Origin of the sequence: Parvimonas sp. D9 (assembly GCF_035282565.1) — a bacterium.
GTDB lineage: Bacteria > Bacillota > Clostridia > Tissierellales > Peptoniphilaceae > Parvimonas > Parvimonas micra.
In genome coordinates, this window is sequence record NZ_JAYKBM010000004.1 from 1 (window position 1) to 12105 (window position 12105).

At 29.2% G+C, this 12105-nt stretch carries 11 protein-coding genes and 1 rRNA gene; 8 read left to right on the forward strand and 4 right to left on the reverse strand.

Going from position 1 to position 12105, the window contains the following annotated elements; all coding sequences use genetic code 11:
* Positions 1–115 precede the first annotated feature (115 nt).
* Positions 116–231: ribosomal RNA gene (gene rrf, locus VJI94_RS04840) — 5S ribosomal RNA — on the forward strand.
* A gap of 974 nt (positions 232–1205) precedes the next feature.
* On the opposite strand, the gene VJI94_RS04845 is transcribed toward rrf, so the two are convergent.
* Complete coding sequence (locus VJI94_RS04845; RefSeq protein ID WP_248111348.1) at positions 1206–2408, reverse strand: MFS transporter; 1203 nt, start codon at positions 2406–2408, stop codon at positions 1206–1208.
* A 322-nt stretch (positions 2409–2730) separates the two neighbouring features.
* Between VJI94_RS04845 and VJI94_RS04850 the strand changes: the two genes are divergently transcribed.
* A complete protein-coding gene (locus tag VJI94_RS04850; RefSeq protein WP_324008542.1) occupies positions 2731–3102 on the forward strand; it encodes a nuclear transport factor 2 family protein in 372 nt (123 codons plus the stop codon).
* Positions 3102–3989, forward strand: coding sequence for a GNAT family N-acetyltransferase (locus VJI94_RS04855; protein ID WP_324008543.1), 888 nt, complete (start codon positions 3102–3104; stop codon positions 3987–3989). The genes VJI94_RS04850 and VJI94_RS04855 overlap by 1 nt, the downstream gene beginning before the upstream one ends.
* A gap of 592 nt (positions 3990–4581) precedes the next feature.
* Here the strand turns inward: VJI94_RS04855 and pcp are convergent.
* From pcp to VJI94_RS04870, 3 genes are read right to left on the reverse strand one after another with little or no spacing between them, the layout of a single operon-like run.
* The gene (gene pcp, locus VJI94_RS04860) at positions 4582–5223 is read right to left on the reverse strand and encodes a pyroglutamyl-peptidase I (RefSeq protein WP_269755182.1); all 642 of its coding nucleotides are present in this window, start codon (positions 5221–5223) and stop codon (positions 4582–4584) included.
* An 11-nt stretch (positions 5224–5234) separates the two neighbouring features.
* Positions 5235–6236 carry a DUF979 domain-containing protein gene (locus tag VJI94_RS04865; RefSeq protein WP_324008544.1) on the reverse strand — a complete coding sequence of 334 codons (1002 nt, stop codon included), beginning with the start codon at positions 6234–6236 and terminating at the stop codon, positions 5235–5237.
* Entirely contained in the window at positions 6217–6906 is a 690-nt protein-coding gene (locus tag VJI94_RS04870; RefSeq protein WP_004831979.1) for a DUF969 domain-containing protein, read from the reverse strand. The genes VJI94_RS04865 and VJI94_RS04870 overlap by 20 nt, the downstream gene beginning before the upstream one ends.
* A gap of 742 nt (positions 6907–7648) precedes the next feature.
* Between VJI94_RS04870 and VJI94_RS04875 the strand changes: the two genes are divergently transcribed.
* From VJI94_RS04875 to VJI94_RS04895, 5 genes are read left to right on the forward strand one after another with little or no spacing between them, the layout of a single operon-like run.
* The gene (locus VJI94_RS04875) at positions 7649–8794 is read left to right on the forward strand and encodes an aminotransferase class V-fold PLP-dependent enzyme (RefSeq protein ID WP_324008546.1); all 1146 of its coding nucleotides are present in this window, start codon (positions 7649–7651) and stop codon (positions 8792–8794) included.
* A gap of 1 nt (position 8795) precedes the next feature.
* Positions 8796–9899, forward strand: a complete 1104-nt coding sequence (gene yedE / locus VJI94_RS04880) for a YedE family putative selenium transporter (protein WP_324008547.1) — start codon at positions 8796–8798, stop codon at positions 9897–9899.
* A 17-nt stretch (positions 9900–9916) separates the two neighbouring features.
* The gene (locus VJI94_RS04885; RefSeq protein ID WP_029950606.1) at positions 9917–10123 is read left to right on the forward strand and encodes a sulfurtransferase TusA family protein; all 207 of its coding nucleotides are present in this window, start codon (positions 9917–9919) and stop codon (positions 10121–10123) included.
* A complete protein-coding gene (locus VJI94_RS04890; protein WP_029950608.1) occupies positions 10123–10347 on the forward strand; it encodes a DUF3343 domain-containing protein in 225 nt (74 codons plus the stop codon). The genes VJI94_RS04885 and VJI94_RS04890 overlap by 1 nt, the downstream gene beginning before the upstream one ends.
* Positions 10348–10362: 15 nt before the next feature.
* Positions 10363–12027 carry a peptide-binding protein gene (locus VJI94_RS04895; RefSeq protein ID WP_324008548.1) on the forward strand — a complete coding sequence of 555 codons (1665 nt, stop codon included), beginning with the start codon at positions 10363–10365 and terminating at the stop codon, positions 12025–12027.
* The last annotated feature ends 78 nt before the right edge of the window (positions 12028–12105 follow it).

The following is a 12105-nucleotide window of genomic DNA, read 5'->3' on the forward strand; positions in this document are numbered from 1 at the left end:
GTAAAGGTGGCAACATCAAAGCTAACTGATACTAATAAATCGAAAGCTTGACCAGAAATATATACTCTTTAGTTGTAGGGGTTTTAAACAGAAATATATGAAACAAACAAACAAGTATGGCTGTGATGGCTAAGAGGATACACCTGTTCCCATCTCGAACACAGAAGTTAAGCTCTTAAACGTCGAAGGTACTAGTACATCTCGTATTGGAAGAATAGAAAACAGCCAAACAAAGCATAAATCACTCGAAAGAGTGATTTTTTGTTTTTAGTAAAAACACAATGCTTAACAGCAAAAATAAATAAACAAGAATGGTTATTAAGGCTTATTGGATATAGAATACAGAAGTTAATGACCTAACAGCAATCTGTGATTGCCTCGTAGGTCAGATGCTAAGAAACTCCATTTGTGAAACAAATGGCAAGTTTCGACAGCGAAAGCTCTTAAATGTCGAAGGTACTAGTACATCTCGTATTGGGAGAATAGAAAACAGCCAAACAAAGTATAAATCACTCGAAAGAGTGATTTTTTGTTTTTAGTAAAAACACAATGCTTAACAGCAAAAATAAATAAACAAGAATGGTTATTAAGGCTTATTGGATATAGAATACAGAAGTTAATGACCTAACAGCAATCTGAGATTGCGTCGTAGGTCAGATGCTAAGAAACTCCATTTGTGAAACAAATGGCAAGTTTCGACAGCGAAAGCTCTTAAACGTCGAAGGTACTGATACATCTCGTATTGGAAGAATAGAAAACAGCCAAACAAATCAAAATCACTCGAAAGAGTGATTTTTTGTTTAATTAAATACATATTTTATAGTGAAAGATCAGAGCTTAACAGCAAAAATAAATAAACAATGATGGTTGAGATGACTTAATAGAAAGTCTGAGTTCAAAACAGAAGTTAATGACCTAACAGAAATCTATGATTGCGTAGTAGGTCAGATGCTAAGAAACTCCATTTGTGAAACAAATGGCAAGTTTCGACAGCGAAAGCTCTTAAACGTCGAAGGTACTAGTACATCTCGTACTGGGAGAATAGATAATAGCCAAACAAAAAAATCATCCCAATGAATGGATGATTTTTTTGTTTTAACAACTAAAGTTGAAGAGTAAAAACTCTTCGACTTTTTTTATAAAAGTCGAAATATAAAACTGATGGAAACAGTTTTTAAATTTTTTTATTCTCAGTTGTCAAATATTTAAGCAGGTTTCTTTTCAAAAAGTGTTTCTTTCGGATCGCCTGTTTTATAAAATAATACAATCAAAAATATTACTGTTATAGAAATGAAAGCAAAACAATAACTTCTGCTAATTCCGAATTCCTTTATTATAAATGTAACTAACGGATCACTTAGTATAAATGCAATTTGTACAATTACATTTTTTATTGATAATATTGTAGATTTGTAGTGTAAATCAGTTTTTGAATTTATATACATTGAAAACAGTAAGTAAAAGTAGCCTGTTATAAATCTATATATTGCATAAAAAAACATGGAAACAAAAAAATTTTTCGAAATCCACATAACAAATGTAGAAATCATTAAAAATAAAAAACAGTATTTAAGTTTTACCATGGGATTATATTTTTTTAAATAAATTTGATGAAATTTTGTTCCGAGCATACTAATTATATTTGCAATCATATACATAATTCCGATATATTTTGAATTTATTTTGAAAAAGTCCAGATACTCGGGAAAATAAATTGCAACTTGCGGTATGGAAATATATGAAAGTAATAATATTAGAAATATGAAAACTTGTTTTTTAAAAATAAAAAAAGCAGTTTTAAAATTTACATTTTCTATTTGAACTTTTTCTTTTTCAGTATTTATATGTTTCTCAGATATCGATAGATACAAAAATAAATTCAATATTGATAAAACCATCGAAATTAAAAATGGAAGTCGTATATTGATATTGTATATAAAGCCTATTATGAGTCCACCGAGAATGTTTGAAATTCCACTTGATATTGATGAAATTTCAAACACTTCTTCTTCTCTTTCAAGTAAGTTCATTAACAAAACACTATTTGCTCCGGACATTCCGGCATCTCCAACAGCCATAAAAATTGCACATATTAAAAATTGGAAAAAACTCGTACTGAAAAATAATCCGACTAGAGAGAGAGTTATCATAACAGAACCGATGCATACACTTAATTTCGGAGATTTTTTATCTGCAAACAGTCCAAAAGGAATTTCAAAAATTATATTACTTATACTGGTTACTGAAAAAATAATACCTATTTTGAATATGTCTATTCCAAAATTTTTATAAAATAAAAAAATTATTGGAGAATAGAATAAAATAAAATTAGAAATGAAAGTAATTAAATAAACTTTAAATTTATTAGTATTATTTATTTTAAGAAATTTATATTCTAAAACTGACATCTATCATCTCTCCTGTTTTCTATATTCAACGTTTTTTGCTGTTTTATTCTTTCAGCAGGACATCCTCCATTACAAATCTATAAGATATGTTTTATAATACTGGCATTGTATTTTAAGTATATTGTATCATAATTCGAATAAAAAATCTAAATTATTTATAATATATTTCAAATAATTTTTTGTACAAAATATTAAACTAAAATATAGATTTAATTTATAAAAAGAACTATATTCAAACTAATTTGAATTTTCATTTTATTTTAAGTATAATATACATTATATATAAATTTAATAAAATTATTATAGAAAAAAAGGAGTAAATATGTTCGATGTTTATAAATTTTTTGATATGGTTTTAAGTCAAAATGCTTTGGAGATTAAAAAATTTTTTAATGAAGATGCTTATATTGATTGGCATAATACTAATGAAAGATTTACTGTTGATGAGTTTATTGAAGTTAATTGCACTTATCCTGATAAATGGGGTGGAGAAGTTGAAAGGGTTGAACAAATCGGAAATTTAATTATTTCAGTTGCAAAAGTAATAAATGTCTTTGATAAATCTTCATTTTATGTTAATTCCTTTATACTACTAGAAAATGGGAAAATTTCAAAACTTGATGAATATTGGGGAGATAATGGGAAAATTCCTCAATGGAGAATTATTAAAAATATAGGAGTTAAAATAAAGTAATGAATTCATTTTGCAAAAATAAAAATTTATCTGATTATCTTAAATTAATTTTTTTAGTTATTATGTTTATATTTGGGCTTATTTTTAAAGCCTCTACGGGAAATTATATTTTACTTATTGTTTTATTATTAATTGAATATGCTTTTAAGATAGGATTTAATTATATTAATTCTATAAATTATACTATTTCAAATAATTTTTATAAGAATATTTTAAAATTGTTGAATATTTTAAATTTTGAATTTGATTTCTTATTTGTATATTTGTTTTTTGATTCGATTTTTAAATTTAATATAAAGTACCTTGTTGGAATTATCTTTAGTATTTTAGTTATGAGTATAATTTTCTTTTCTTTTTTTGTCTCTTTAAATTTAAAATATGAAGTTTTGACATTTAGAATGGCTAATGAATCAGATAGAGAAAGTATTTTAGAAATATATCTTGAAGGGTCAAATTCCTTAAAAGATGATGGTGTAGATCAATGGCAAGGTAAGTATGTTCCAAGTTTAAAAGATATTGATGAACATTTGGGAATAGACCTTTATGTTTTGGAGTATCATAAAAAAGTTGTATCTACTGCTTGTTTGGTAGAAGGTATAGATGAAGATTATGAAAATATCAATGGCAAATGGAATACTTCTATTCCTTATATAAGTATTCATAAGGTAGCAACTTCAAATGAATACAAAAAGCAAAGTTTTGCAAAAAAGATGATGAGATATGCTGAAAATTTTGCAAAAAGAAAGAAAATGGATTTAAGAATTGATACACATAAGGACAATAAAAAGATGAGAAACTTTATTTTATCTTGTGGTTATAAATATACCGGAGAGTTGATATTGAATGGAGAACTTGAAAGACTTGGATATGATAAAAAAGTAGTGTAAGTTTAAAGTATAAAAAATTGTAAAAGGTATTATATGTATAATAAAACAAGTTTACGTCATAATATTGTATAGGAAAAAGTTCTTATTACGTCATCTTTGGCGGAGTAAATCTAGCCATAACTTTGATTAGTTGTATATAAAAGAAGGTCTGACGGAGAAATTATATCCTTAGATATAATTTCTGTAATTGTTAATATAATTTTTTTATAGACTATGTTACTTGAAGTAAAAGTACATATTTCGATGTATCTTTGATACATATATTTGCTTGCAAACAAGCAAATATATGAGATTTCTCCGCTTCGGTCGAAATGACGTATATGGAAGAATCTTCGTTTGATGGCTAGACGTTAGAGGTAAATTACATTAAAACTAATAAAGTAAATAAAATATTTCACGTCATAGCAGTTAGCATAGGAATTCTCCCAACACGTCATCTTGAGCGAAGTGTAACGGAGTCGAAAGATCTCACTACTATTATTTGTTTGCAAATAATAGTAAGTCCTGTAAAGGACTTATATAAAAATATTATACTATTTTAAACGAAAAAAAGGTTAGAGAATTAAAAAAACTCTAACCTTTTTGTTATATACTAATGAGTTGCTCCGCCTTCTACTTTAATGTCTTCTTTGTTTTCAATTATAGCTTCGATTGCATATTCTAATCCTTTTGCAATCATTTCTAAAGGCATTGATGGCATATTTCTCTTATCCACAACTTGTTCCGGTAAAAATGGAATATGGATAAATCCTGTTCTCATATTCGGATATTTTGTACTTGCAAGATGTGCCATTCCATAGCAAACATGGTTACAAACAAATGTTCCAGCTGTATTTGAAACAGATGCAGGAATTTTGTTTTCAATCATTTTTTGAACCATAGCTTTGATAGGAATAGTAACAAGATAAGCATCTGGACCATCTTCAGCTATTTTTTCATCAATTGGCTGATTTCCTTCATTATCTTTAATTCTGAAGTCATCCATATTTATTCCGACTCTTTCAACAGTTATATCAGTTCTTCCACCTGCTTGTCCTACATTTATTACTACATCAGGTTTTTCAATTTCAATAACTTCTTCAAGCTTTTTAAGACTTTTTCTTGCGACTGTTGGAATTTCCAATTTAATTATTTTCGCGCCTTTAATTTCGTCCGGTAATAATTTTACAGATTCAATTGCGGGATTAATTTTTTCTCCTCCAAAAGGGTCAAATCCACTAACTAAAATTTTCATTTAATCATCTCCTAAAATGCTAATACTAACATAAGCACTATATGAACTAAAATCATTGCAAGAGCCATAGGTGCCTGTGTTTTTATAATCGTATATTTATCTTTAGTTTCTAGTATTGCGCCCGGAACAATATTGAAGTTTGCAGCCATAGGAGTTAATAGAGTACCACAATAACCGCAAGTCATTCCAAGTGCTCCTACTACTGCAGGATTTCCACCTTGTGCTATTACAAAAGGAATTCCTACGCCGATTGTAATTACAGTAAATGCTGCAAATGCGTTGCCCATAATCATAGTGAAGATTACCATACCTAAGCAGTAAGCTACGACACCGGCAACTCTTCCACCATCACCAACGATACTTCCGGCAAAGTTTCCGATTAAGTTTCCTACACCTGCTGCAGTAAATACAATTCCAAGTGCTCCTAAAAGTTGAGGTAATAAACTTGAAGCTCCAACTTGCATTAAAAGTCTTGAAGTATCTTCTTTCATATCTTCAACCTTTGATTTAGCAATTAACAAAGCAATTATAAATGCAATTACTGCTGAAACTCCTAAGACTTGTGCAGTTGAGAATCCGAAAATTATATCTTTACCTTTAGCATCAGTTCCGATTATGAAGTTAAATGATTTAAATTGTGACATTAAAAACGCAAGACCTGCCATTATTAATGCAGGAATAAAAATTTTCCAACCGATTTTATCTGCATTTTTTCTTCTCTCTTCATCTGTTGGAGGAGTAAATTCACCGATTTTAACTTGTTTTGTAAGAGTAAGAACTCCACAAACAACAAGCATTGCACCGACAATAATACCACCTTGATCAGGTAGATATTTAACTAAAAATCCTCCAAATGCAAATATAATTCCAACTAAAAACCAAAATAAAAACGTACCTATTCTCGCTTCTTTATTTTTTAAACCTCTAAAAGCTGTTAAAATTGAAATTAATCCACAAAGAATATATACAAATTCGTCAATAAAGAATGTATTACTACTTATCCATTTTAACATTTTTTTCACCAGCCTTTCTAAGTTTCATTTCAAACAAGAAACATTGAACAATTGACAAAATAATCATTGCCACACCTGCAAATAAAGAATAATAAGCTACTTGTGCTCCGGTTATTGTGTGGCCCTTATCTTTAAGAGTGGAAACTATAAGTAAAACACCTGAAGAAACCGGAAATATATTTTGTCCGAAAAAGTTACCGTAGTTTTCAACGGCACCTGCCAATCCCTTTAAATCTTCAAGTTTAGTTTCTGTAAGATCAACTGTTTTAGTAGCAGCACCTTCAGCCATAGGTAAAATTAAAGGTCTTACAAATTGGATATGTCCACCTAAACGCAAAGAAAATATCGCTGCAATCCAACGGATAAGTAAATATAACCAGATAACCAAACCTGCACTTGCTCCTTTGATTTTTCGTATTCCGTCGGCGGCTTTTTCTTTAAGACCATTTCTTTCCATAATGCCTATTACTATAAGTGTAGTAAAAAACAAACTCATATATCTGTTTGTTACAAAGCCTTTACCTATAATATCCAAAATTTCAACAATACTTTTACCTCCGGCAAGACCTGTTGCAAAACCGGCGATTAAAACTACAGAAATTACATCAAGTTTTAACACAAAACCTACAACAATTATAACAATACCGATTAAAACTAAATAATTTTGCATATCTTCCTCCTACAATATATTTTAATTACTTATTTTTCAAAAAAGTTTTTAATACAATAATTAAATAACTTTTTTTGCGATATAAACATATAAGTAATTAAAAATAGTATAGCATAATTTTTAGGATTTTTAAAGAGTATTAAGTCATTATATGAATTTCATTAAAAAATATAATTAATTAATTTTTTTTATATAAATATAATAATTAGCAAAAAATAAATTTTTAAAATAGTGTATTTACAATAATTATATGGAAGTATATTTTTAATAATCTAAATTGATTAAGAAATATAATCTATATAGATATTTTTAGTGAAATTTATCTAAAATTTGACAATATTGTAATATTGATATATAATAGTAATAGGTTTATGCCCTATGATAAAGCTATTACTATTTCATCAAAACAACAATATCAAAATCAAATTGAAGTTTTGATATAATCATAATATGTTTATGCCTTGTGGTAAACATATTAGAAGATTGTTTCTGTTATGATAAATTTAATTAAAGAAAACAATCTTGAAATTTTATTTTCTTTTTAATATCTAATAAGTAAATAAAATTTTAATTTCATCATAATTACCTTAATTTAATTATCAAAAAGGAGTTATGATATAGTAATGATAGATTCACGACTTATGATAAACTTATTAGAAAATTGTTTTGTTATGATAAATTTAAGAAATATTATTTTTGAAATATTTAATATGTAAAAATTTTTTCACGAAGGAGGATTAAGATGATTTATTTTGATAATGCAGCGACTACAAAAAACAAACCTGCAGAAGTTATTGATGCAGTTGTAAATGCAATGAAAAACTTTGGTAACTCCTCTCGTGGAGTTCATGAAGAAAGTTTAAGTGCAGATAGGATTGTTTTTGAAACCAGAAAAAAATTAGCAAAGATGTTTAATGTTGGAAATTCCCGTCAGGTAGTTTTCACAAAAAATGCAACTGAAAGTCTAAATATTGCAATAAATGGATTATTTTTAGAAAATGACCATATAATCACTTCCGTAGCAGAACATAATTCTGTTTTAAGACCTATAAATTATTTGAAAGAAAAGGGTGTTGAAGTAAGTTACATAGGAGTTTCTGAAAATGGAGTTATTAATTTTGATGAGATTCCATCTTTAATTAAAGCGAATACTAAAGCTATAGTTATAACTCATGCATCAAATGTTACAGGAAATATTACAGATTTAAAAAAGTATGGAGATTTTTGTAGAAATAATAATCTTCTTTTTGTTGTAGATGCATCTCAAACCGCAGGAGCTTTTAATATAGATATGAAAGAGATGAATATTGATGTACTTTGTTTTACAGGTCACAAATCAATGCTTGGACCTCAAGGAACAGGTGCATTATGTGTTAGAGAAGAAGTTTATATAAGACCTTTTATGGTTGGCGGAAGTGGAACTCACAGCTATGATGAGTTTCAACCTGATAAGATGCCGACAAGACTTGAAGCCGGTACTTTAAATTCACATGGAATTGCAGGGCTTCACGCATCTATTGACTATATTTTAAGAAATAAAATGGAAAATTTAACTAATAAAGCTATGGAGCTTGCAAGGAAATTTTATGATGGAGTAACTAAATTTCCTGAAGTTAAGGTTTATGGAGATTTTGAAACAGACCTAAGAGCACCAATAGTTTCATTAAATATTTCAGATATGGATTCTTCTGAAGTTAGTAATATTTTATATGAAGAGTATAAAATTTCAACAAGACCCGGAGCTCACTGTGCTCCTCTAATACACAAAGCACTTGGAACTGTTGAACAGGGTATGGTTAGATTTAGCTTTTCTCATTCAAATACATTTGAAGAGGTAGAGCTTGCTATAAACGCAATTAAAAAAATTATAGATGATAGGAGGGAATAAAATGCGTTTTTTTAACACAAAAAAAGGATTGTTGACTATGGGAATTATCGCAGGTTTTGGCGCTGCTTTACTTGCATATTTAGGCAATCCTAAAAACATGGCTTTTTGTATAGCTTGTTTTATTAGAGATACTGCAGGAGCTATGAAGTTCCATAATGCAGAAGTGGTTCAATATTTCAGACCGGAAATAGTAGGTATTATTTTAGGTGCATTTTTAATTTCATTATTTACAAAAGAATACAGATCAACAGGCGGTTCGTCACCCGTTATAAGATTTTTCTTAGGTGTAATAATGATGGTTTGTGCTCTTGTATTTTTAGGATGTCCTTTAAGAATGATTTTAAGAATGTCAGCAGGAGATATAAGTTCTTATGTAGGATTTGTTGGGTTTGCAGCAGGAGTTGCAACAGGTTCATTCTTCTTAAGAAAAGGATTCAGTTTAGGAAGAGCTTATCCTGTTAAAAAAGAAAATGGATATGTTTTACCGATAGTTGTAGCACTGCTATTCGCTTTAGTTATTGCTGTTCCATCACTTTACGTTTTTAGTAAAAAAGGACCCGGAAGCATGCATGCAGTATGGTATGCAGCACTTGGAGTAGGACTTGTATTTGGTGTAATCGCACAAAAAAGCAGAATGTGTTTTGCAGGTTCACTTAGAGATATAATTTTACTAAAAGACTTTAGATTATTTTCAGTAATAGGCGGAATTTTCATCGTTATGTTAATCTATAATATAGCAACAGGAAATTTCAAATTTGTTGCTTTTGGACCAATAGCTCATGCTCAAACAATTTGGAATTTACTATCTATGTATGCTGTAGGTTTTTGTGCAGTATTACTTGGAGGTTGTCCTTTAAGACAATTAGTTCTTGCAGGAACAGGTTCTTCAGATTCAGTTATTACTGTACTGGGAATGTTCGTAGGCGCTGCCTTTGCTCATAATTTCAAATTGGCAGCAGGTGCAGCAGCAGTTGAAAATGCAGCAAAAGGAATTAAAGCTGCAGCAGGTGGACCTGGAATAAATGGACAAATATTTGTTATTATTTCAATAATTGCTTTGTTTATAGTAGCTTTTTACGGATTGAAAAGAGAAAAAAATAGATAAAATTTAAGGAGATAGTTATGAAAGAATTAGACGTTAGAGGATTATCTTGTCCGGAACCGGTTTTAATTTTACAAGATGCCCTTAGAGAAAATAAAAATGAAACATACAAAGTCTTAGCCAGTGAAGCTCATGTTGTAAAAAATATAACTCATTTTGCAAACAGTCAAGGCAAAAAAACTTCTGTAAAAGAAGTTGGACTAGACTTTGAAATTATTGTAGAATAATGAAAGAGACTAAGCTGTATATAACATTTTATACTACTGCAGAGGCAATGGCAACTGAAAGTGTGTGCAGAGAAAATAACCTTTCTGGAAAACTTGTCCCTGTTCCTAGAGTTTTATCAGCAGGTTGTGGGATTGCATGGGAATGCAGTCCCATTTTAAAGCCAAGTCTATTAGAACTTTTAGAAAAAGAAGATATAGAATGGGAAGAATGTAAAGAAATTTAGATTTAAGGAGAATTTATGAAGAAAAATTTTAAATTAGCTCTTTTAATGGCTTTTTGCTTGACTGTAACTGCTTGTGGTAAGAAGGAAGAAAAACAGTCAGAAAATAAAGTTGAAAAGCAACTTAAGACAGAAATTAATTATGGGATAACATCTTCTCCTGAAGGGAAATTTAATCCTTTATTTTCAAACACTCAATATGATGGAAATGTAAATGCGCTAGTTTATGATTCGCTTTTGAAGTTGAATTCAAAAATAGAATTGGAACCAGCGATGGCTGAGAAATATGAAATTTCAGAAGACGGGAAAAAGGTTGTATTTACTTTAAAAGATGGATTAAAGTTCCATGATGGAAAGCCAGTTACTTCAAAAGATGTTAAATTTACTTTAGAAGCAATGGCAAGCCCTGACTATAAAGGAGATTTACAAAGCTATGTTCAATCTATAGAAGGGTTTAAAGAATTTCAAGGTGGAAAAGAAAAGGAACTTAAAGGAATAGTTTGTAAAGATGATAAAACTGTTGAAATTAATTTTAGTGTTCCATATTCACCAGTTTTAACTAATATAGGAACATTAGGAATTTTACCTCAACATATATGGGGAGAAGTTCCCGTTAAGGATTGGGCAACTAAAACTGAATTGCTTAATAAACCAATAGGTTCAGGTCCTTATAAAATTGAAGAATTTAAAGCAGGAGAATTTGTAAAACTGTCTGCAAATGAAGATTACTACAATGGAGCTCCAAAACTAAAGACTTTTGTTTTTAAAGTTGTTAAAGAAGAAACAGTGAGTGCTGAGCTTATCAATGGAAGCATTGATGTTGCAGACATTTCTAGTATTAAAAAAGCAGATATGACAACACTTAAAGATTCAGGAATTGAAATCAAGCAATATCCTAATTCAAAAATGCAATATATGGGATTTAATCTTAGAAATGAAGTTTTAAAAGATATAAATATAAGAACAGCAATTGCTTATGGTATTGATAGACAATCAATTTTAGATGGACTTTTGGAAGGAAAGGGTGTTATCATTAATACTCCAATGGTACCAAGTCTTTGGTCTTATCCTAAGGAAGGTTTAGTTGAATATAAATTTGATGAAGCTAAAGCTAAAGAACTATTAGAAAAAGCTGGATACAAAGACACTAATAATAATGGTATTGTTGACAAAGATGGAAAAGAATTGGAATTTACTTTAACTGTTCCTACAGGGGATACTGTTAGAGAAAAGACAGCTACAGTAATTCAACAAAATCTTGCTAAAATTGGAATTAAGATTAATTTGGAAATGTTGGAATTTAAAGCAACAATGAATAAAGTTGTAGGGAATCATGAATTTGATTTATATTTAATGGGAAACACTTTAGAAGCCGACCCAGATCCAACTCCAAATTGGTATTCAACTCAAGCAACCGATAAAAAAGGAGAGTTTGGATGGAATATATCTGGATTTAAGTCAACTGAGGCTGATAAATTAATGGATGCTAATAGACAAGCTACTAAGCAAGAGGAAAGAGCAAAAATTCTTAATGATTTTGGTAAATTATTGAATAAAGAATTGCCTTGGGTACCTCTTTATGCTTCAGATATCACAAAGGCTTATAGCAAGAAGTTAAAAAATTATGAACCTAATACATTTGTTGATTTTTATAATGTAGAAAAATGGGAGTTGGAAAAATAATTTTAAAGAAGATTTTTGTTGATTTTTAAAAAATCTTTTATTATAATTAGTAATATATAAATAGTCATCTTGATTTTC